Source organism: Colwellia sp. 6_MG-2023, assembly GCF_030547765.1.
Classification (GTDB): Bacteria; Pseudomonadota; Gammaproteobacteria; order Enterobacterales; family Alteromonadaceae; genus Colwellia.
Genome location: NZ_JAUOPP010000015.1, coordinates 89,283 through 112,377, shown reverse-complemented (window position 1 = coordinate 112,377; position 23,095 = coordinate 89,283). Strand labels below are relative to the sequence as shown.

The following is a 23,095-nucleotide window of genomic DNA, read 5'->3' as shown; positions in this document are numbered from 1 at the left end:
TCAATATCATCTGGGTCGGTTACTTCAGACTCAGCTGCCTCTTCTGCAATAGCTTCATCCGCATCAACACCAATAGAATCTAGCAAGGCATCAATATCGTCTGGGTCGGTTACTTCAGACTCAGCTGCCTCTTCTGCAATAGCTTCATCCGCATCAACACCAATAGACTCTAGCAAGGCATCAATATCATCTGGGTCGGTTACTTCAGACTCAGCTACTTCCTCTGAAACTAAAGGCTCCTCTTCCTGAATATTTGCTTCATCATCAAGCCCACTTAACAAGTCATCCAAATCATTTTGATCTAGTTCATTATTTGCTAAAACATCATCTTCTGGAGACTCGTCTTTATCTTCATCTTTGCCAGCCAGTAAGGAATCAAGTGCAGATTGATCTAACTCTCCACCTTCAAGTAAGGCTGATTCATCAACCTCCTTATCAAGTATCATGTCGTCTAGATCATCCAAGTCATCTAAATCGTCTAAGTCATTTAATGTGTCATCGTCACCATCAAGGTGTATAACATCGCTATCATCAGTCTCAAGAAGATCACTAGATAAATCGTCATCTAGTGATAATTCATCATCTAGTAATAACTCTTCATCCAGAGATAGTTCTTCATCTAATGATAATTCATCGTCGAGCGACAATTCTTCAGGCGCTTCAACTTCTTCTGTGACTTTGTCAGCTTTAGTTTTTTCTTTTAATGGCTCTTTTGGAGAATCTTCTAGGGTTGCAGGCTCTTTTTTCCTACGCTTCAGGATAAATGCAGCCAAAAGTAAGATTAAAATGGCCGGTAATGTTGCCATTAATACAACAAACCATTGACTACTAAAAATATTATCATCTAACTTGGCTTGTTCTTTTTCTAAAAGTAGTTCTTCTTCTCTCGCTTGTGCTTTTGCCAGTAACGCCTGCTGCAATTGAATCATATCATCCATTTGTAGCTTAATTTCTTTGCTTTTAGCGACTTCTGCTTGCATTGTGTCTAATTGATCATTAAAAGATGACAAACGTTGGCGTAATGCCTCATTTTCTTTTAAAAGCGCTTGTAAACCACCGATAGAATCTAAAATATCCTGTTGGATATTTTCTAAGCGTAACTGTTGTTCACTATCTATTTTTTCTAATTGATCATTGAGCTCGACTTTTACGGTATCTAAATCTTGTTTATTAACATTCCGTCTAGCTGTTTTTGATGCTGAGGTCGATTTCTTAGATGAGTTGTTTTTCCATGCTTGTTCGTCTTCACTAGATTTTTTCTTTGCTGCACTAGTGTCAACTAACATCATATATTCAAACGATGGTATCTTTAAATATTCGCCATTAACTAAAAGGTTAAGATTACCATCAACAAAGGCATTAGGATTAGCTTGATATAGGGCTTGCATCACTTGATAAACACTTAAGCGATTATCAGGTCGAACGGTTAACGCTATATTCCATAGCGTATCACTTTTATTTATAGGGCCATAACGTTCATAACGTACAACATCTGATCCCTTAGGGCCTAACATACGAACGCCAGCTCTTTCTGGTAAAGCTTCTTGAGCAAAAGTAGGGAAACCAATAACGGATACACTAGTAATGATAAGGCTAGCGCTTAATATACTAGCTATTGATATGCTAAGAACAACCTGCCGTAGGCACAGGTGTAATAATTTTGGCATCGAAGTTTTCCTAGTTATTGTTTTGCAAAATTAGCTATAGGTCAGTTATTTGACAATATTTCGATAATAGTTAATCTTTAAAATATAAGCAAAAATCATTCCATTTAAAGGTGTCGCTTTAATACAACGATTAGTTTGTCATTAGGAATAATAGCAAATTCAACGTAAATATCTCAATATTTTAGTGATATAAAACAAAAAACCCGCAATTAACATATTTTATACAATGTTAACGGCGAGTTTTAAATTTTCTTAAGAGTAACAAGTAAACTATAATGGATAAGTTGAGCTTGCTACTTTTCTATCGTATTTTATTAGCTTAAATAATCTTTCACTAACAACTCAGCTATTTGAACACTATTAGTAGCAGCGCCTTTACGAATGTTGTCTGCAACAATCCATAAGTTAATACCATTTGGATGGGTGATATCCTCACGTACACGACCGACATAAGTATCATCTTGGCCACTTGCTTCACCAATTTGTGTTGGGAAATCTTCATCATTTTCACATAATACAACACCTGTTGCATTACTTAGCAATGCTTTAACTTCATCAACCGAGATTTGGCTACGTGTTTCAATGTGCAACGCTTCAGCGTGACCAAAAAATACCGGAACACGAACGGCCGTAGGGTTAACTAAAACGTTATCATCTCCAAATATTTTCTTGGTTTCCCAAACCATTTTCATTTCTTCTTTGGTGTAACCATTTTCAAGGAAAACATCGATTTGCGGAATTACATTGAATGCGATTTGACGAGAGAAATTTTTAGATTCAACTGGCTTACCTTGTAATAAATCAGCCGTTTGCTTTGCAAGCTCATCCATTGATTCTTTACCACCACCAGAAACTGATTGGTAAGTACACACGTTAATTCTATCAATGCCTACAGCATCTTGAATTGGCTTTAACGCCACTAACATTTGAATAGTTGAACAATTAGGATTAGCAATGATGTTGCGGTTTCTATATTCAGCTAATGCTTCTGGATTTACTTCTGGCACAACTAATGGAATATCGTCGTCGTAACGAAATTCAGAGGTGTTATCAATAACGATACAACCGGCATCACCAGCCAAAGGTGCAAACTTTGCTGACGTTGCACCACCAGCAGAGAAAAAGCCAATTTGCGCTAAGCTCCAGTCAAACTTATCTGCATCAAGCACTTCAATGCTTTCGCCATTAAATTCAATAAATTCTCCAGCAGAGCGAGCACTTGCTAATGGGTATAATTTATTAATTGGGAAGTTTCTTTGTTCTAAAATTTCCATAATGGTTTTGCCAACTAGCCCTGTTGCGCCAAGTATGCATACATCAAATTTCTGTGCCATGATCCTCTCTCTTTTTCGTTAAATTTAGCTAAACTAATGCTAGTTTATGTTTTATTAAAACCTAAGCGATGTGGCACATCACTTGAGGTACTAGATGACAAGGTAACTTGTACCGCTGAAAACTCCCGTCTTACCGGATAGTTCTTTCTTAAGCTATCAAAACCTTTAATTGATAAGTGCTGACGGAAAATAGCATCGTCACGTCTTACATCGTAAACCATTTTTACCAGTTGGTTTAGCAATTCTTCATTAAATTCTTGATTTAATTTTACTTCTGAAATATTTGCAGGAGGTAAAAAGTTAATTAATTTACGTTTTGGCTCAAGACTAATATTCTGACGTTTTTCTATATGGCGACATAATGCCTGATAAAGCATTTCTGTTCCACCTGCTTTTCCTTCTAAGCTATAACCTGCGATATGTGCTGTCGCTATTTCTGTATGTTCAATAAGTGGCGTTAATACTTCCGGCTCACCTTCCCATACATCCAGCACAATTTTTAGTCCATGGCCTTGTAACTTTAATGCTAATAGAGCATGGTTATCAATGACTTCACCACGACAGGCATTAATTAATATTTGATTGTCTTTTAATTTAACTAAGCGTTCTTCATTTAATAAATGATAGGTTGGATAATCACCATCAGTAATTTTAGGCACATGTAATGAAATAACATCACACGCTAACACCTCTTCTAACGATGAAAAGTCTCTTGTATCTTCTTTATTATGCTCAAGTAAAGGGTCACAAATTTTATATGGAATACCTAACGCTGTTAGCTTTTCACTTAACCGTGTTCCAGTATTACCACCACCAACAATCCCAACCGTTAATAGGCTTAAATTTAATAAATAGCGTTCTGCTAACACCACCAAACTACTGATAACATATTCAGCAACAGAAATAGCATTACAGCCAGGTGCAGAATGAAAATCTATATTGCGTTGAGCTAGGTAGGTTTGATCAATATGATCTAACCCAATAGTTGCGGTACCAACAAAACTAAGCTTTTTATTCTTTTTTAAAAGCGCTTCATTAACTTTAGTAATTGAGCGAACCAATAATACATCAGCATCTATTATTTGCTCTGCTGTTAAGTTTCGCCCAGAGAAAGGTATCAAGTCCCCTTCCTTACAAAAATCGTTAAAAAACTCTTTAGCGTAAGGCATGTTTTCATCGAAGAATATTTTCATTAATTTTTCATTTATTTATTTAGCGGGAGTGTTCAAAAACTAAGTTATAGAGTAACTGCACTTGCAGAGGCAAGCAATAAAAAAGCCATAATAAGTAAATACCTAATATGGCTTTATTTAAGTCCCCTCGCTAAAGGCTATTATTTATATTTTTTCATCACTAACGTTGCATTAGTTCCACCAAAGCCAAAACTATTAGACATAATTAAGTTAAGCTCTTTGTCTAACTTCTCAGTCACAATATTCAAACCTTTTGCTTGTTCATCTAAGTTATCAATATTAATCGATGGTGCAACAAAACTATTTTCCATCATTAAAATTGAATAGATGGCTTCATGAACACCAGCAGCTCCTAGTGCATGACCAGTCATTGCTTTTGTTGCGCTAATTGCAGGGGAATTTTCACCAAACAACTCTTGAATAGCGCCTAGCTCTTTAACATCACCAACAGGTGTAGAAGTACCATGAGTATTTAAATAATCAATTTCACCTTCTACGCCTTCCATTGCTTGTTGCATACAACGTACCGCGCCTTCACCGCTTGGTGCTACCATGTCATAGCCATCAGATGTTGCGCCATAACCAACAATTTCAGCATAAATATGTGCACCACGAGCCAAAGCATGCTCTAATTCTTCAACAACAACCATGCCGCCACCGCCAGAAATAACAAAACCATCTCTGTCTGCATCATAAGTACGTGATGCTAACTCAGGTGTATCGTTACGACCTGCAGATAATGCGCCCATGCCGTCAAACATCATAGCTAAAGACCAATCAACTTCTTCACCACCACCAGCAAAAACAACATCTTGCTTACCTAGCTGGATAAGCTCCATGGCATGACCAATACAGTGAGCACTCGTTGCACAAGCAGAGCTGATAGAGTAGTTAACGCCTTTAATTTTAAATGGTGTAGCTAAACAAGCAGAAACTGTACTACCCATAGTTTTAGGTACTGCGTAAGGACCAACACGACGAATACCACGGTTACGCAAAGTATCACAAGAAGCAACAATATTTGCTGACGACGCACCACCGCTACCAGCAACAATACCCGTTCTAAAATCTGAAACTTGCTCTTCTGTTAGTTTTGCATCAGTAATGGCTTGCTCCATCGCTATGTAGGCATAACCTGCTGCATCACCCATAAAGCGCAATGCTTTACGATCGATATGATCTTTAATATCAATGTTAGGTTTACCCCAAACATTACTTTTTAACCCTTGTTCAGCAAAACTCTCTGAATATGTAATGCCTGATTTTCCTGATTTTAAAGAGGTTAAAACCTCATCAGCATTATTACCAATGCTAGATACAATACCGATACCGGTGATTACTACACGTTTCATTTAAATAACCATTGTTTAATAAAAAATTAAGTACGAATTTGGAAAGTTCAGACTTTGATACACAAAAAATACTGAGTATTATACTGAGCTTAATCTAATAACTGGTACAACAAGTAAACTAAAAACAGACCAACCAGCGTACACCTGTACACCATAATATAATGTTACTGATAGAATATCTACGTTATCACAATAATAAAAATGTAATTACGCTGATCTAACGCTAAAATTAACGTAAAATCTCAGACATTATGCACTGTATATAGTTGAGTTTCTTTTGAAAAAACCTGTTAGATCATCCCCTGAGTTAAGCTTTCAGCAAGATGGTACGCCATATTCTAAACAATTTACTGATATTTACTTTGATAGTGAATCTGGATATCAACAAAGCGAACAAGTTTTTTTATTAGGAAACAATATCAGTGATAGAATAAAGCACAAAGATGACCGTTTTGTGATTATGGAAACTGGGTTTGGTACCGGACTTAATTTTCTATTGACCTTACAGGCGTACCATAAATTATTACAAGAAGTCACAGATAAGGAATTACCTGAATTATCTTTTATTAGCGTTGAAAAATTTCCACTTACTAAGCAACAGTTGGTTAAATCACTGCAAGCACTACCACAATTAACTAATTTTTCTAACTTACTATTAGCACAATATCCTGAGTTATCTTGTGACAACGACAACGTTGAAGAGTTTTCGCTTAGTTTTTTTAATAATAAAGTCACGCTCACTGTTATTATTAATGATGCCACCAAAGGGTTATCCAACCTTAATCCACTAAAAAATGATTTAGCTGACGCATGGTATCTCGATGGTTTTTCTCCTGCTAAAAATCCAGAAATGTGGAGTAAGGCATTATTCGAACAAATAGCTCGTTTATCGAAACCTGAAGCTAGCATAGCCACCTTTACTGTCGCTGGTTTTGTAAAACGACAAATGCAAGACGTTGGCTTTAGAACACAAAAAACAGCCTGTATCGGTAATAAGCACGAAATGTTAACTGGCGTTTTTCAACAAAATCCTTATTCAAAAAAAGGCTATCAACTTCGCTCTATTATCACTAAACCGCAACATGTCAGCATCATCGGCGGTGGTATTGCTTCAGCTTGTGCCGCATTAGCTTTAACTAAACAAGGTATTAAAGTAACTATCTACTGTAAAGATAACTCGCTTGCTCAAGGCGCATCAAGTAACGCAATTGGTGCTTTATATCCTTTATTACACCAACAAGCCGATGATATTAGTTTGTTTTATCAACAAGCATTTTGGCGAGCTAAAACACTTTATAATACGATTATTGAAGATGGTTTTAGTTTTCCTCACCAATGGTGTGGCTTATTAGAAATAGCCTATAAAGAGGCACTTGAAAAACGTCAACAGAAGTTTAATGAGTTAGCCACTTGGCCAACAAAACTAATTCATAGGGTTGATGCTAACAAGGCAAGTGAGTTAGCTAATATAGAGTTAACTCATGGTGGTTTATTTATGCCACATGCAGGCTGGATATCACCGCAAGATGCGGTTAAACAAATAATCAATGCAGCAAAAGCCACTGGTCGATTAAAAGTTGAAAATAATATATTAGTAAATAAAATAAAAAAAATAGAAACAGGTAAACCTAACAATAGTCATCAGAAAAACTGGACGTTACTCACAAATAAAGGTGAATTCGATGCCTGTGTTGTTGTTTTTTGTGGAGGCGCAGAAATAATTGATTTTGACTGGGTAAAACAATTACCTTTTAGCTCAGTTCAAGGCCAAGTAACCAACATGAATACCAATGAAAGTATCAGTGACCTTTCAACAGTGATATGTCATAAAGGTTATTTAACCCCTCAACATAACAATATGCATGCTATTGGCGCTACATTTAATAAAGACTGTACAAGAACCACAACGACATCTGAAGAAGATCAATTCAATCTAAATATGTTATCAACTTGCTTACCTGAATTAACTCAAAAAATAGGTTGGGATACAAGTGACATTGCTAGAAGTAAATCAAGGTTACGCTGTATGACCCCTGATCATATGCCAATAGTGGGTGCTATGCCTGATATTGAAAAACACATTGAAATATATCCACATTTAGCCAAAGATAAAAATTGGAAGTATGATCAAATTGCACCGGTTATTGATAATTTATATGTCATGATGGGCTTTGGTGCTAGAGGCCTATGTTCAGCACCATTGGCTGCCGATATTCTAGCAGCTGACTTGTGTGGTACTCCCTACCCTGTTGATAACGAAATGCTTTTCAATTTAAGTCCAAATCGTTTTGTCATTCGAGATATTATTAGACGAAAAATTTAACAATACCTCGGATCTCAGATACATTAACAGAGTATAAACTTAATCCGTATTACATTAAACCTTGCACAACAGACCAGAAATTTTGGACTATCGCATTATCTTGTGGACTAAGTTCAGATTTTGCATTTGCTAATCTTTGTGAAACATTTTCCACTAAGGCTGCAGACATAGCTTGTTGTTCATCCCCACTATCGGTTGCGGCCAACGAAACTAAACCGCGAAGATAGCCTCCGGCAAAGAGCGTATCACTATCAACATCTTGATCAAAAAGATTATCTAAATATTGGTAAAGATCATTTAACGTATTTATTTTTTCTATCATGGTTTTCTATTCTTTATTGTCGTCATGGTTCGTATTATACCGATTCTATTAAATTAAATAAGCTTGATCCAAATATTGTTATTGATATATTGAACACAAGTAAAATTTAAAGTTAAGGTGTGACTATGCTAAAACGAGAAAAAACAGGTCTTATTGTTGTTGATATCCAAGGAAAGCTGGCACGCTTAGTTCATGATAGTCACACGTTAATTTCGAATTGTGAAAAACTCATCAAAGGAGCAAAAGCGCTTGATTTACCAGTTATCTTACTGGAGCAAAATCCTGATAAACTTGGTGCTACCACTGATGAACTAAAAACGTTACTAGCAACCAACTCTCCAATTACTAAATTTACTTTTGATGGATGCGCAGAGCCTTCATTCATCGAACAAATTAACACGATAGATGTTGATACTTGGCTTATTTGCGGCATTGAAGCACATATTTGTGTTTATCAAACAGCATTGCATTTACATCTACTAGGCTTAAAAGTACAGTTGGTGACAGACTGCATATCGGCCAGAACTCTTGTTAATAAAGAGTTAGCAATAAAAAAACTTATTAATAGAGGCCTTGATATTTCTGGGCTAGAAATGTGTTTATATGAACTTGTTAAAGATTGCAGGGCCAGTGAATTTAAAGAAATTCTTAATTTAGTTAAATAACCTGTGCTGCTTGATTAATATAATCTAAGTACTATTTAATAAACAAGCAGAGACCTCTAACAGACAGTTATAGTTAAGAAAAATTTAAAAGAAAACTAAAAGCGATAAGATTAACTTGGTGGATCAATATTATTAGCAATACTATTATTTAAGCGAAACCAACCCGCTATAGAATAACGATCACGTTTTGCCGGTAGAACTTCATGAACAAACTCTTCACTTAAAAAAACCACTATTGTGCCAAAACTTGGGATCACCGTTACTTTTTTGTTATCAATAGCAGCTGAAGCTGGTAGCTTTTTATCGTATATCACTAACTCGCCAGCATCATCTGCTGACCAATGTTGATTAAGGTATACCACAACAGATAACACGCGATTTCCCTCACCTTTAAAAGCATCTTTATGTTTTTTATAAAAATCGCCTTTGGTATAACGAGCAAAGTGACTCTCAAAAGAAAATAAACCGAGAAATAACCGTCTGTTCAAATAAGCCTGTAATGCCGCAGCCCATGATATCCAAGCACTGCCAGCTTCACTACTTCCTGTTATCCAACTGATTTCATCTGTTCTGATAAAATCATTAATTATATGATCTTTAGCGCGGCCAATACCTGCCCGTTTAAAGTTTGATTCAGGTAATTCGGTAATATGGTGTAATAATAAATTGGTTAAATTTTCAGGTAATGCATAAGGTCGAATACTGTAACCTTTTTCAATAATATCATTCGCGATGAATTCAAATAGCGATTCAAACAATGATGAATCATCGTCAAGAAGGCTAGCTTTAGGTAAGTTCATGGTCTGTTCTATGGTGTAATTGGGCAAGTAATAGCCACATTAAAAGGATAAATCTAATTGTGAACATATGCGACGAGTAACTTTTGATGCACAATATCAGCTATTCATCTCAACGTCTGTTTTATATACTAATAAAAACCCTTTATCTATCTTTTATTTTTACCTGAGATAGACATAAAAGTTAAGACCTTAAACATAGGTGCCTTACGAGCTCATATTTTACAAACTAAAAGCTTAAAAAATAACAAGTTTCAAGTTTCAAGTTTCCTAACAACCATAGTGTAGAATCAACGGATCACAATACAATGTTATTAAAACTATCAGCACACAATAAATCTAGCCAGAGTTATTATGAAAATAAATTACTAGGGCTCAGTGTCGGCATTCAAGATAGTAATAATCATATGAAAAGAGCAACGTCACATGACAGCGATAAGTTCGTCACTATAGTAGAGGGCTCTGCTGAAATAAAGAACACAATTACGGGTAAAGTTGATAAGGTAAATCAGGGAGAAAGCTTTGTGATTCCACGAGGTTATACTTATCAATGGCAACAAAGTGCTAATTTAATCACTTTTCACCTTACTTACCTAGCATCGGAACAGTCCTTACCTATATCAGAAAAACTTAAAGATATTTTTTTTATTGATGAAAAAAATGAAACTCCTTGGCAAGACACGTCTGACGGTTACAAAAAAAAGGTTGAATATCAAAGCTATAACAAAAAATTTACCGCAGGAGTATGGCAAGGAGGACAATTTAAAACAGGGCTTATTGCCTTTCCTTATAATGAATTCATTTTAGTTAAATGTGGCACTCTTATTTGTACTGATGAACAAGAAAATATACACATAATTAATACAGACGAAGCACTATTTATTCCTCAAGGTACTCGTTGCTCTTGGACGTCTCAAGGAAAAATTAGCCTTCACTTTGTACAAGTCAAAAAAGATTAAATATTTTTTATATTATTCAGTTACCCTAAACGCTTCAGCAGATAGATGATGTCGATTCAATAACTTGTAAAACTCAGTACGATTGCGCTGAGCTATTTTAGCTGCTTGAGATACATTCCCTTCCGTTAGCTTTAATAATTTAGCTAAATAATCTCGTTCGAACTCATCTTTAGCTTGCTGAAATGAAGGTAATGAACTACTTTCGTCACGCAAAGCATTTTTAACTAAACTCGCGACAATTATACTTTCTCGAGATAAAGCGACACTCTGCTCAACAACATTTTGTAATTGCCTAATATTCCCAGGCCACGGAGCAGCAATAAGTACCTCCATTGCTTCTTGCGAAAAACCATTAATATCAAGACTGGTTTGTTTACTGCTATGATTAAGAAAGTGTTGAGCAAGTAAAGGAATATCTTCTCGACGTTCTATTAAGGGCGGCAATTCTAGTTCAACCACATTTAAACGATAATATAAATCTTCTCTAAACGTTTTTTCTTTTATCGCTTCCTGCAAATTTTTATGAGTAGCTGAAATAATTCTAACATCAACTTTAACGGCTTGTGTACTGCCCACAGGACGCACTTCTCTTTCCTGTAAAGCTCTGAGTAACTTAACCTGAAATCCCATTGGCATATCACCAATTTCATCTAAGAATAATGTGCCTCCGTTACTGGCTTGAAAAAGTCCTTGGTAACTTTTATCCGCTCCCGTAAATGCGCCTTTAACGTGACCAAATAACTCTGATTCTAATAACTGTTCTGGAATTGCGGCACAGTTAATCGCCGTAAATGGTTTATCAGAACGATGGCTTGCCTGATGAATTGCTTGTGCTAATAGCTCTTTACCAGTACCACTTTCACTATGGATAAGTAAACTAAAATCACTTGTAGCAACCTGCTTTGTTTGTTGCAATAACGATTCCATAATAGCGCTACGACTAATGATTTTCTCACGCCATGTCGCTTCTTTATCTTTATTAGTAGAGCTTGAAGGTTGTAAACGAATAGCTTGAGCAACCGTTTCAAGTAACTGTTGGCTTTCAAAAGGTTTAGTTAGAAAACTAAAAACACCTTGTTTGGTTGCATTAATCGCATCTGGTATTGTGCCGTGTGCGGTCATAATAATAACGGGGACATTAGGTGATTGTTGACGTATTTGTTCAAATAACGCCATGCCATCCATTCCTTCCATACGTAAATCGCTAATCACTAATTGGGGGTGAAAACTTTTTAACATACCCAATGCCACTTTTGCATTAGCTGCAGATTCAACTAAATAACCCGCTGCAGATAGACGTATACCTAATAAACGTAATAAGCTAGGATCATCGTCAACAATTAAAATTTTATCTTGCTCAATATTCGTCATGGGTTGATGATCTGATAATTTCATAATTTATTGTCCATGCTCACTAATATTTTGCTCAATTTTTTTCAGCTGAGTTATTTGTTCTGTTAACTGTTTAACGGTTAATTCGAGTGCTGCAATTTTATTCACTTGCTTTTTCTCATTAATTCGATTTTTAGTCACTTGCTTATCATAAGCAAGCTCCTGATTAATTAACTTCTGGAATAAGAATAACTGCTGATTTAATTGATCTTTAAGTAAACGGATAAAAGCTTGATCAGCTGTACTCAATGGATAATTCTGATACGTTTTTAATTGTTCATTTAGTTGAGATTTAGCCGAATAAACATTATGAATAGAAGAATTAGGCAAGCTATATAATAAAATTAAATTAATTCCAGCTTCAATATTACCGGCTCGCTTTTTAGCCTGTTGCTCTTCTATCTCTTTTTGCAGCTCAGCGTCTGATAGTGTCTTAAGTTTGAGATAATACTGACCAAAGCTAACGGTATTAGTGACAATCGTATTATTGGCATCTTCTTCTGTGCTTTGAGGCGATAAAGATTTCTCAATCGGTACAGTATTTTGACATGCAGTAATTCCAATACTAATAAACACAATAAAAAGAGCTTTATAGAATTTAAAGCCTTGCTTTATATCCTGTGCATTTATAACTAAATTCATTGCTTATCTCCAATACCAACACTATTAAGTATGATTTTCATTGTTGTACCACTAGGCGGCTTTGTTTGACTAATAAGCGTAATGTCACCATTTAATCTCATCAGTAGTTCTTTCACAATAGTTAAACCAAGACCACTACTTTTAATATTATAATCTTTGGCTGGTGTTCCTTGATAAAAAGCATCAAAAACTTTACCTTGTTGCTCTTTTTCAATACCGCTCCCTTGATCGCTAACGGAAAATACCAACTGATTATTACAAATAACCGCGAATATTTTTACCATTCCGTTTTCAGGTGAATATTTGATAGCGTTAGATAATAAATTATCAATAATAACATTGAGTTGCTTCATATTACTTTCAATAGTGATATTCGGGTAATCTTTTTCTATTATGATATTTTTGCGTTTAATATCGAGTATTCTATCATTTAAGACTTGTTCAATAAGTTCTGACAAATTAATCGTTTCCTTATCTTGCAAACTTGTAGAATCTAAAACAATATTAAAATCAAGTAGCTCTTCAATTAACCGTTGTAATCGAGTTGTACTGTTACGAATAATTTTAGTTATCTCCTGTTGATCACTATTAAGCGAACCAACACTGTTATCATAAATTAACTCTGTACCTTCTCGTATTGCGGCTAATGGCGTTTTTAATTCATGAGAAATATGCCTAATAAAGCTCGATTTTTGTAACTCTAGCGCATGTAAGCGGCCTCTCATACGATTTAATGCATCATTAATCTCTTTAATTTCAAGAAAACCAGCAACATAGTCCGTAGGTAAATTAGTATCTTGTTCAAAATTACCTTGTTGAAGTCTACCTATTTTTAGAATTAACCGTTTGAGAGGCTGAGTGATTAATACAATAAATATCCCTGCAATTAATAATGAAATTGGGATAATAAATAGGCTTTGTAATAAGGTATGGCTTACTTGCTCTGTAGCATCTTTGATGCCTTGCGCTTGTTGACTGATAAACTCGCGGCTACGCGTATCTATTTCCTCATTAATATTAATCAACCGTTTAAACTGACTCTGTAATTCTTCTAAAGACGTTACCACCACTACACTATCAGTATTTAATGTCGTCGTGCTAGGAATCATTATACTCTGGTGCACCTGAAGTATTGCTGTTGAGAACTGTTCACTCAACTCTTTAATTACCCTATCATCAAACTGATGTAGCTTCTCATTGGTTGCCTGTAATATTTGTTGTTCAATAATGTAGTTATCTATTAATTCAATATCTTGCAGTACTAAGTATTGGCTAGCGTACCTTTCCATTTTCTTTAATGTATTATTTATTTTTTGGTTGGTATTAATTAATTCTGCCACAGTAAAAATAGAACTAGCCCCTTGCTTAGAGAGTTCATTCACCTGCTTAGCACTGTATAAAAGCGCTAAAACTAAAGGCAATGCAACGAGTGTAAATCCCAAAAAAGTTAATGTCTTTATTGATAACGATTTTACTCGATTTAATTTACTACCAAGATCGATCTTCAATTTCTTCAGCCAAAGCACCCTGAACAACTCCTTATCATTAATTCAACGCCTTTTTATGTCATTTTTAATGTAAATACAATGATGTCTCAAATTGGAGACAAATATCAGAATAAAAAACGACTCTATTACCCATTGATTTATAAAGATTTATTTTAAAACAAGGACTTTTAATTTCATAAAACTTTATCACACCAATAAACCTGTCTCCAAAAAGAGACACACCTATTAGGAAAAACACCTAAAAATAAAAAATATACCAATAAAAACAACAAATTACAAAATAGGCATGGAGTATGCAATCACAGTTTTCGAACACATAACAGAGCATAAATAATGCATATACACTGATTTATTTAACTCATTATGGATTTTATCGTAAATACAAATCGAGCGTTGCTCGACTACAAATAAAAAGGTATCAAAATGAAAAACATTAATTTATTCAAAGTTACTGTAATGGTAATTACTGCGGCTCTTGCTTCTAATTTTGTAAATGCTGAAGATAAACTAAGTGCAACGGTAGAAAATGCTCAACCTAAAATAGAACAACAACTTAGTTTTCCTGCATTAATTGCTGAATTAGACGGCGATGCTAATGGCATGTTAAGTCAAGATGAAGTTGCTGTTTCTCACCTTACCTTCTTGCAAGAAGAATTCAATAATATCGATGCCAACCAAGATAGCCAAATTGAAGAAACTGAATTCAATAGTTTTATTGCTCAGTTGAAAAAGAAAGTATCAGATATGGCCAATGCAGAAGACTAGTATTTACTCGGCTGTTAATCACTAGTTTGATCTCTTAAGCCGGCTGTCCCCCTTTACAGTCGGCTTTTTTGATCATTTAGTGCGCTCTAACTAAAGCTAAATAATTGAACCAATTCAAAAAAGTTACTTCCCACTACACAAATGTAACGTTAATAGGCAAAACATTGATTAAATTTATCCCTAAGAGAATAGTACCTCAATTAACCAATGACACAAGCTATGTACCATCCTTTTCTAAATCAATAACTCAGCATTTAAAGCTTTACTTTATATTCATCATTCGCCCCTTGCGAGCTCATTAGTAAATTATAAACGGAGATTCACATGAAAAAGCACTTCGCCAAAAAGACACTAACTATAGCTATTATTGGCGCTCTCAGCTCTGTATCAATAACGACCTTAGCACAAACGGATACAAATGAAGGTGACATAGAAACAATTGAAATTAAAGGCTTTCGCGGTAGTTTACTTCAAGCAAAAGACTTAAAACGAAATGCATTGGGTACGCAAGACTCAATTGTAGCTGAAGATATCGCTGACTTTCCAGATCTTAACCTTGCCGATGCATTGCAGCGTATTCCTGGTGTTGCCATTACTCGTGAAGGTGGTGAAGGCCGACAAATTTCATTACGTGGCTTAGGCCCAGATTTTACCCAAGTTCAGCTTAATGGAATGGAAGCATTAGGTACTTCATCTTCGGCTATGGATAGTCGTGGCTCAATCAGTCGCTCACGCGCTTTTGATTTTAACATTTTTGCTTCTGAGTTATTTAACCGTGTTGATGTGAACAAATCTTTCTCAGCCGACATGGATGAAGGTGGCATCGGTGGAACAGTTAATTTAGTAACTGCAAAACCTTTTGATTATGATGGCTTTAAAGGGGCGATTAGTGGTCAAATAGGACAAAATACTTTAGCCGATGGTACAAGTCCTCGAGTAGCTGTATTAATTTCGAATACATGGGGGAATTTTGGTGCCTTAGCATCGATCGCCTACAGCAAACGTAATACCAATGAACAAGGCTTTAATACCTATCGTTGGCGATTAAAAAATGCAGATGGGTCGGATATTTCGGCTCTATCTCAGGAAAACCAAGATGCTGTTAACAGTGGTGACCTAAGGTTTTCACGCGGTAGCCGTTATTCTTCATTTGAGAATGAACAAACCCGTATTGGTGCAACCGTTGCTTTGCAGTATCGTCCTAGTAGTAACTTTAAAATAGGGTTTGATGGCTTATACGGTGTTTTGGATAACGACCGTAATGAATTTCACCTGCAAAGTAGAGGCTCAAGCTCTACTGCTTTAGGCTGCACAGGCCCAACTTATAGTAGTATCCAAGCAGAAGCTAACGCACCTATTTGCTCAAGTTTAGTCGATATACAATATAATGCGGGTAACGAAGTAATCTATTCACATTTTGAAAACGCAGCGATTCACTCAGAAAGTCGTCAACAAAATGCTGATACTACATTAACCCAAATGGTGTTAAATAGTGAATGGAGCATCACTGATAGCTTCACTTTAAAAGCATTAGTTGGTCACGCTAATAGTGATTTTGATACTGGAAGCACTAAAGTCTATTTGGAATCCTTTGGTGATCAAACAATTGACTATACTAAGAATCAATTTTATGGCATTAACACCTATGGCTATGATGTAACCGACGTTGATGAGTATAGGTACCACGAAATAGATCTAGAAGAAGATCAAATATCGAATAGCTTTGACCTTGCCAAGCTAGACACAATCTATATGTTAGATAATGCTGGTACTATCTCTGCAGGTATTTCCTTAAAAAACTTTAAAAATGAAGCATGGGAAAACAAAACTGACAATATCTTACGTACCGAATGGGAACAAGGAGATATAAGCGATATTATTGACCCTAATGTAACTTATACCTATACAGGACATAACGAACAACAGTGGTTAGTTGTTGACGTACCTAGCGTATTAAATGCCTATGGCATTGATAGTAACTTACCTCAAGCTAGCTATTCAAACCAAGTAGAAGAGGAGACCTTAGGCGCTTATTTACAATACGAATTTAGTGCTGATTTTTCTAATGGCTTCTTACGTGGCAATATAGGTGCTCGATATTACAATACAAATATTAGTTCCGTAGGTTTAGTCAATAATGAACTTACCGAAGTAACACAAGAATACTCTGGTGTATTGCCAACATTAAATCTAGCTTGGGAGGCGACCAATAACCTAGTGATACGGGCAAGTATTGGAAAAAATGTTACACGCCCTTCATTAGCGGCATTAAATGCAACAGGAACAGTACAAAATGATCCTAACTCAACAAATGGTCTGAGCATTTCTGCAGGTAATCCAGGACTACAACCATTTGAATCAACTAATTTTGAAACAGCAATAGAATATTACTTCGATGAAGTCGGTTATGTATCTGCCGCCTACTTTACTAAATCAATTGACAATTTCATTGTTACCAATACAACCTCATTAGCCTATGGAAATACTGGCTATTCATTATCATTTTTAGGTGACGTTGATGGCAATGGTAATCCACAAACATCAGATACCATATATACGGTTATTCAGCCAATTAATACCGACAAAAGCAATATTAGCGGTTATGAAATGGCATTTCAGCGAGATTTAGACTTTTTACCAGAGCCACTAAATAATATGGGGCTAATTATTAATTATACTTATGCCGATGGCGAAGCCTTGTATCGCAATGTGGGTAACACTGGAGTTGATGAGTTTAAATCGTTCCCTGGATTATCTGAGCATTCAGGCAACTTTACCATTTATTTTGAGCAAGAAAATTGGGGAACACGTATCTCCGCAGCTTACCGTAGTGATTATATTTCAGATGTCTCATCAAATAGTGATGAAGATGAACGTGGTTACCATGCAACCACCTATGTTGATTTTTCAGCTTTTTACAATATATCGGAACAATTAAAAGTAACCATTGAAGGTACCAACTTAACTGATGTGAAAGAGGAACAGTACAGTGACTCAGCAGACAGACTATACAATGTAACTGAAAACGGCCGTACTTTCTACTTAGGTGCTACCTATACGTTCTAACAAATAATGTTTACTAATAAAATAGCAATGATGTCATAGCATTTTTTAAATATAGTCCAGTTATTGTTAGTTTAATATACTTAGCTGATAGTTTATGCTGTCAGCTTTTTGGATCGAACAATTAAGAAAAATCATAATTGTTATATATCAACAAGAGGCATATAAGATGAATGAAAAAATAACTCGTCATATTAAAATAAATGATTGGATTTTCGAAGTAAAAATGGTGAAAGCTATACGTGTTGAAAACTATGGAGAGCCCTATAGTGCAGTCGCTAATATTAATTTAAATGGTAATAACGCATACATTGACGGCATGATGCAAAAAAATTTATTACAAATAAGCACTAAAGACATCGCTGCTATTGAACAATATTGTGACAAAATGTCAATCGATGACATAACATTTGATACACAAGCCCCTAAATTACATAGCTCCCCATTATTTTCATTACCTACAGGGTAATAACGATCAGAGAATACCTAAATAGAGCGTGATCGATAAAGTACTCACTTAAATTACTCATCTTCAGTCATAACTAATAAATGAATAATTATCGTCATTCTAGAAACTACCTCACAGTAACTATACAACTACATGCTTTTATTCGCATTAACAGGAAATAACTCCACTGATTTTTTTCTTTGAAAAGTAAACCAATTTATCCAACCAAAACTAATACAAACAAGCCACATAAAATAGTCAATCAACAATAATTCATTCCTTTCAATACCGACATTACGTATTAATGCTGACCATTTAAAGAAACCATTACCAGCCTTAAATTTATATACTCGCTCCCCCTGCTTTGCCCATAAATAATTATATTTAAAACAAAAGTCATGCAATATCACTGGAATTAATAGCAGCCCTGTCGGTGAAAAAAAGATCCATACGATTGATGGATAGGAGCTACCGTCAAATACAAATCCCTTAGGGATAATAATGACCCTTTTATTTGGTAATACATAATGCCAATCTTCAACAAGTTGCCATTGCCTTTTTCTAAAAAGTAAACGCCATAGCTTAGAATAAAACGAAAAACGTTGTGTCTTAATGGCAAAGGGCTGTAATTTTGGCATTTCCATAAAATTTATCACATTATTAATAGTTAATAATGTGATTCTATAGTTAAATGTATCATAGATTAAAACGTAAAATTTCACTTAGTTTGATTAAAAAAATTTATTGAACAACGGCCTATTAGGAAAAGTAATGTCTTTAGAGTTATTACCTGAATATATTGAAAAAGTAGATGAGCTTTTTACTCATGAATTACCACTCAATGCACTTACCGTAGAAATTGAACGTGAATTGTTACCCGAAAATACTGCCATTCTACTCGAAGCGTTTCCAATAAAACCTCGTTTAATGCTTTGGAAAGAATTCAGTAGTGAGTACCAGCAAAATATTTTCCTAGAGATGAAAAATGAATCTAGGCAAATGCTATTAAATGCTATGGATGATGATGCATGTTTACCGCTGTTTGATAAATTAGATGCTAATAGCTTACTTGAACTTACCGAAGATCTAAGTGTTCGCTTTATTGAGTATGCGATTTCTCAAATGACAGCAAAGCAGCGCGAACATTTCAAAAAAGCACAAGATTATTCAGAAGACGAAGTTGGCCATTGGCAAAGTTTTGATGAGCACAAAATCCTTGCTAAGTTAAAAGTATCGTCAGCAAAGAAAATTTGCTCAAAAAAACAAGCTGCTTGTAGTGAAGTTATTTATATTATTGATAATAAATCTGTTTTACTCGGTGAAATAGCGATTAATAAATTATTACTTTTAAATGATGAACAGCCATTAAGCGAGTTAGTCGATGAAGAGTTTATAGCATTAGACAGTACTAAAAATATAGATGAAGCCGCTGAAGCAGTAATTCTTTCAGGTAAATTGGCATTACCCATCATCGACGAAAATGGTTGCTTAACTGGGCGCTTAGACTTACATACAGCATACAAATACAAAGAACAACAAAAAGATAATCAGTTAATTCAATCAGCCGGTTTAAGTGAAGAAGAAGATTTATTCTCTAGTGTATGGCTAAGTAGTAAAAACCGTGCGATTTGGTTAGGTGTTAATTTAGTAACCGCTTTTTTAGCTTCTTGGTTTATCGGATTATTTGAAGCTACATTACAACAAGTAGTCGCTTTGGCGGTACTAATGCCTGTTGTTGCTTCAATGGGAGGAATATCCGGTAGTCAAACATTAACGCTAATTATTAGAGGGTTAGCATTAGGACAAATAAGTGACTCGAATAGACAAGCTATCATCAATAAAGAACTAAAAGTCGGAGCAATAAATGGCATACTCTGGGCAACAGTCATCGGTATAATTACTTTTTATTGGTTTTCAAATCCTATGTTATCAGTCACTATTTGTCTCGCGATCTTAGGTAATATTCTAGTTGCTTCATTATCTGGAGTTTGGATCCCTTGGATACTAACTAAGTTTAAAATCGATCCTGCTTTGTCAGGAGCTGTAATCTTAACTACCGTCACAGATATATTTGGTTTTATCGCATTCTTAGGCTGCGGTACATTGTTATTGTTATAAACATTTTATAACAAACTATACTTTTGTTAGAGATAACAATTTAGAGGTAATTATGAGTCAAGCAGCGTTCATTTATGGTTATTATTTTGATCAAAGTAGCCCAAACGACACTATTTCATCACTCGATACGTTAGAAAGTAATCGCCCTTACTGGTTGCATTTTGATTATACGAAAGACGAAACAAAACAATGGCTAGAACAGCAAGAACACTTAAACCCTGTTGTTATTAGCGCGTTACTAAATGATGAAACTCGCCCTAGAGCAACCATGCTTAATGACGGAGTATTATTATCATTAAGGGGGGTAAATTTAGCACCTAATAGTGATCCTCAAGATATGGTATCTATCCGTATATGGTTCACTAAAAATAATATTATCAGTACACGTGCTCGTACGTTATTATCAACCAAAGATATAGCGACTAATTTTGATAACAATTGTGGCCCTAAAAGTGCGTCTGAATTTATCACTTTAATGACCGAAAATTTAATCGTAAGAATGAGTCAAACGCTTTATGAAATAGAAGATAATGTATCAGAAATAGAAGAGAACACCCTAGCAGCAAATAGTTATGATCTACGAAATGAGCTTTCTGACTTACGAAGACAAATTATATCTCTTCGACGTTATTTATCACCTCAGCGAGAAGCGATGACTCAATTAGTAAGTGATAAAATCACACTTTTTTCTAACGAAGAAAAAATACAATTACGAGAAACCTCTGATCATTTAACACGCTACATTGAAGATTTAGATTCTATTAAAGACCGAGCAATTGTCTGCCAAGAGGAGCTAAACAATAAATTAGCCGAACAAATGAATAACAGAATGTTTGTGCTATCGGTTGTTGCCGCAATATTTCTTCCTTTAGGATTCTTAACCGGCTTATTAGGGATTAACGTTGGCGGTATCCCAGGTTCGGATAACACCAGTGCATTCAGTATTTTTATCTTAATACTTATTGCTGTAGTGGTATTACAAGTTTGGATCTTCAAAAAGAAAAAATGGTTTTAGTTTATTTACCAGGGGTTTGTATTCACAAACCTCTTGAATACCCCAATAAAAAAACATCTAGCTATTATCACGCTTTAAACCCTAACATGTATTTATAAATTCAGTTGTTTCGAGTGACCGCTGTGGTGACTTTGTTGCCAGTCATTATAAATACGAATGTAGAATTGAGGCCAATGACTTCTACAAGCTCATAACAGTCGTTGGGTATCTATCTAAGGCCGCTAACTTTTGCCACAATGTAGTTATTAGTAATAACGGAGTTACAACAGATTTAGATTAGTTTTTGTATCAATAACACAACTTGTTATTTAAATTGCTAATTGATGGGTGTCCCAAATTTTTCTTCCACGACGAAATGAGTAAGGTAGGCGCTGTTAACCAACAGGTTAATAATCCACGAATATCAGCATGATAACCGACGAAATTACTTGCTTCATTCTATGCGTTAACTCACTTAATCATAGAAGTGAATATAAAGGATTCTTAAATTAGTGAATAAGGATCAGTGTATTTAACTTGACGTGGGGAGTCATACCAACGCCCAAATATGATACAAAGAGAGAAAAGAATACAAGAAAACAGAGAAAAGTGTGAAATTTTGTGAAATTGTGCGGAATTAAATGATTGAGTATTTGAAAGTTATTTTAATATAGTAAAAATCAGTTGGTGGTTTACTTTTAGTTGTCTTAGCTCAAACTTGAACTGATATTTTGGTTTTATAGGCTTAACCTTTTCTAACTGCCGCAAACACCATCATTATGGTCATTTGTCTTATAATTATTAGCGATCACTTTGTGCCAGTAGCAGACTTTTATTTTGATTTAACCACTTCACTATGACCAGAAGTGAAATATGTTATAGTTCCGTCAGCACTTATAACTTTGCCACTTCTCATTTCAGTTAGAATTGGCTTCAAACTTCCCAATTCGAAAAAACGGTCTTCAGCATTATTTTTCTCACATTCACCGAGAAAAAAACGAAATTCTTTTTGATATTCCAAATCTTGTTTTTTCACTATCAATGAATGTTTTAAATTATCATCGGTATAATTGACGATGTTCCCTTTAACTTTCAATCCAGATTTTTTAAGTAATCGTTGTTTATAAGTTTCTATCTTTTTAACGTCTAAAAACACGAAGTAACTACCGAAATTCATAAGCATTTTTGACAAGCTATCTTCAAATTTATTGTGAGATCCAAGTGCAAACCAACATTGTATAAAGGCATCTTTAGGTTCATGATTAGGGCAGATTAACAAATTATTTTTACTCTTCAAAATATCGATGCCATTAGCCCCTTCATATTTCGATATTATTTTTTCAAAGTTGTTGGTATCAGTAGAAAATTCAATACAAGATTCAAGTTGGTCAGCTATATTAGGGTTAGGGTTAGTGCGATAATAATGCGGAGTTGCAAATTTAACTTTCCCACGTTTAAAACTATCCATATGCTCTTTACATGAGAAAAATTTCAATAATCCGTGTATTGGGTATGAATTATCCATTATTCGAGAAGCCTTAAATTTTTTAAAA

19 protein-coding genes are annotated in these 23,095 nt (G+C 35.0%); 8 read left to right on the top strand and 11 right to left on the bottom strand.

Features of this window, described 5'->3' with window-relative positions; all coding sequences use genetic code 11:
- The 4 genes from Q4503_RS11280 to fabB form a co-directional block, all read right to left on the bottom strand.
- On the bottom strand, window positions 1-1,667 hold a 1,667-nt coding region (locus Q4503_RS11280), incomplete at its 3' end, for a FimV/HubP family polar landmark protein (protein ID WP_303602328.1).
- A gap of 314 nt (window positions 1,668-1,981) precedes the next feature.
- Window positions 1,982-3,001, bottom strand: coding sequence for an aspartate-semialdehyde dehydrogenase (locus Q4503_RS11275; protein ID WP_215971959.1), 1,020 nt, complete (start codon window positions 2,999-3,001; stop codon window positions 1,982-1,984).
- A gap of 44 nt (window positions 3,002-3,045) precedes the next feature.
- Window positions 3,046-4,194 (bottom strand): 4-phosphoerythronate dehydrogenase, encoded by a 1,149-nt coding sequence (locus Q4503_RS11270; protein WP_303602327.1) that lies wholly within the window; start codon window positions 4,192-4,194, stop codon window positions 3,046-3,048.
- A gap of 140 nt (window positions 4,195-4,334) precedes the next feature.
- Window positions 4,335-5,546, bottom strand: coding sequence for a beta-ketoacyl-ACP synthase I (gene fabB / locus Q4503_RS11265; RefSeq protein WP_215971957.1), 1,212 nt, complete (start codon window positions 5,544-5,546; stop codon window positions 4,335-4,337).
- Window positions 5,547-5,823: 277 nt separating this feature from the next.
- Here fabB and mnmC point away from each other — a divergent pair, with 277 nt between their 5' ends.
- A complete protein-coding gene (mnmC, locus tag Q4503_RS11260) occupies window positions 5,824-7,869 on the top strand; it encodes a bifunctional tRNA (5-methylaminomethyl-2-thiouridine)(34)-methyltransferase MnmD/FAD-dependent 5-carboxymethylaminomethyl-2-thiouridine(34) oxidoreductase MnmC (protein WP_215971956.1) in 2,046 nt (681 codons plus the stop codon).
- 49 nt (window positions 7,870-7,918) lie between these two features.
- Here mnmC and Q4503_RS11255 read toward each other — a convergent pair whose 3' ends face one another.
- Window positions 7,919-8,191 carry a YfcL family protein gene (locus Q4503_RS11255; RefSeq protein ID WP_303602326.1) on the bottom strand — a complete coding sequence of 91 codons (273 nt, stop codon included), beginning with the start codon at window positions 8,189-8,191 and terminating at the stop codon, window positions 7,919-7,921.
- A 125-nt stretch (window positions 8,192-8,316) separates the two neighbouring features.
- Between Q4503_RS11255 and Q4503_RS11250 the strand changes: the two genes are divergently transcribed.
- Complete coding sequence (locus Q4503_RS11250) at window positions 8,317-8,856, top strand: isochorismatase family protein (RefSeq protein WP_215971954.1); 540 nt, start codon at window positions 8,317-8,319, stop codon at window positions 8,854-8,856.
- A 110-nt stretch (window positions 8,857-8,966) separates the two neighbouring features.
- Here the strand turns inward: Q4503_RS11250 and Q4503_RS11245 are convergent, their stop codons facing one another.
- Window positions 8,967-9,656 carry a 2OG-Fe(II) oxygenase gene (locus tag Q4503_RS11245; protein WP_215971953.1) on the bottom strand — a complete coding sequence of 230 codons (690 nt, stop codon included), beginning with the start codon at window positions 9,654-9,656 and terminating at the stop codon, window positions 8,967-8,969.
- A gap of 305 nt (window positions 9,657-9,961) precedes the next feature.
- Here Q4503_RS11245 and Q4503_RS11240 point away from each other — a divergent pair, with 305 nt between their 5' ends.
- The gene (locus Q4503_RS11240; RefSeq protein WP_303602325.1) at window positions 9,962-10,612 is read left to right on the top strand and encodes a hypothetical protein; all 651 of its coding nucleotides are present in this window, start codon (window positions 9,962-9,964) and stop codon (window positions 10,610-10,612) included.
- A gap of 12 nt (window positions 10,613-10,624) precedes the next feature.
- On the opposite strand, the gene Q4503_RS11235 is transcribed toward Q4503_RS11240, so the two are convergent.
- Genes Q4503_RS11235 through Q4503_RS11225 form a run of 3 tightly spaced genes read right to left on the bottom strand, consistent with a single transcriptional unit; the run spans window position 10,625 to window position 14,172 of the window.
- Window positions 10,625-12,007, bottom strand: a complete 1,383-nt coding sequence (locus Q4503_RS11235) for a sigma 54-interacting transcriptional regulator (RefSeq protein WP_289847518.1) — start codon at window positions 12,005-12,007, stop codon at window positions 10,625-10,627.
- Between the two features lie 3 nt (window positions 12,008-12,010).
- Window positions 12,011-12,646, bottom strand: coding sequence for a hypothetical protein (locus tag Q4503_RS11230; protein ID WP_215971951.1), 636 nt, complete (start codon window positions 12,644-12,646; stop codon window positions 12,011-12,013).
- A complete protein-coding gene (locus Q4503_RS11225; RefSeq protein ID WP_303602324.1) occupies window positions 12,643-14,172 on the bottom strand; it encodes a cell wall metabolism sensor histidine kinase WalK in 1,530 nt (509 codons plus the stop codon). The genes Q4503_RS11230 and Q4503_RS11225 overlap by 4 nt, the downstream gene beginning before the upstream one ends.
- Before the next feature lie 405 nt (window positions 14,173-14,577).
- On the opposite strand from Q4503_RS11225, the gene Q4503_RS11220 reads away from it, so the two are divergent.
- The 3 genes from Q4503_RS11220 to Q4503_RS11210 all read left to right on the top strand — a co-directional run bounded on the left by Q4503_RS11220 (window position 14,578) and on the right by Q4503_RS11210 (window position 18,451).
- Window positions 14,578-14,919 carry a hypothetical protein gene (locus tag Q4503_RS11220; RefSeq protein ID WP_303602323.1) on the top strand — a complete coding sequence of 114 codons (342 nt, stop codon included), beginning with the start codon at window positions 14,578-14,580 and terminating at the stop codon, window positions 14,917-14,919.
- A 324-nt stretch (window positions 14,920-15,243) separates the two neighbouring features.
- Complete coding sequence (locus Q4503_RS11215) at window positions 15,244-17,985, top strand: TonB-dependent receptor (RefSeq protein WP_303602322.1); 2,742 nt, start codon at window positions 15,244-15,246, stop codon at window positions 17,983-17,985.
- Window positions 17,986-18,151: 166 nt separating this feature from the next.
- Complete coding sequence (locus Q4503_RS11210; protein ID WP_215971947.1) at window positions 18,152-18,451, top strand: hypothetical protein; 300 nt, start codon at window positions 18,152-18,154, stop codon at window positions 18,449-18,451.
- A 128-nt stretch (window positions 18,452-18,579) separates the two neighbouring features.
- Here the strand turns inward: Q4503_RS11210 and Q4503_RS11205 are convergent, their stop codons facing one another.
- The gene (locus Q4503_RS11205) at window positions 18,580-19,074 is read right to left on the bottom strand and encodes a DUF1353 domain-containing protein (protein ID WP_215971946.1); all 495 of its coding nucleotides are present in this window, start codon (window positions 19,072-19,074) and stop codon (window positions 18,580-18,582) included.
- Window positions 19,075-19,201: 127 nt separating this feature from the next.
- Between Q4503_RS11205 and Q4503_RS11200 the strand changes: the two genes are divergently transcribed.
- Window positions 19,202-20,548: a magnesium transporter gene (locus tag Q4503_RS11200; protein ID WP_215971945.1), complete on the top strand. Its 1,347-nt coding sequence runs from the start codon at window positions 19,202-19,204 to the stop codon at window positions 20,546-20,548.
- A 52-nt stretch (window positions 20,549-20,600) separates the two neighbouring features.
- Complete coding sequence (locus tag Q4503_RS11195; RefSeq protein ID WP_215971944.1) at window positions 20,601-21,563, top strand: zinc transporter ZntB; 963 nt, start codon at window positions 20,601-20,603, stop codon at window positions 21,561-21,563.
- A gap of 811 nt (window positions 21,564-22,374) precedes the next feature.
- Here the strand turns inward: Q4503_RS11195 and Q4503_RS11190 are convergent.
- A complete protein-coding gene (locus tag Q4503_RS11190; protein WP_303602321.1) occupies window positions 22,375-23,067 on the bottom strand; it encodes a hypothetical protein in 693 nt (230 codons plus the stop codon).
- Window positions 23,068-23,095 lie beyond the last annotated feature (28 nt).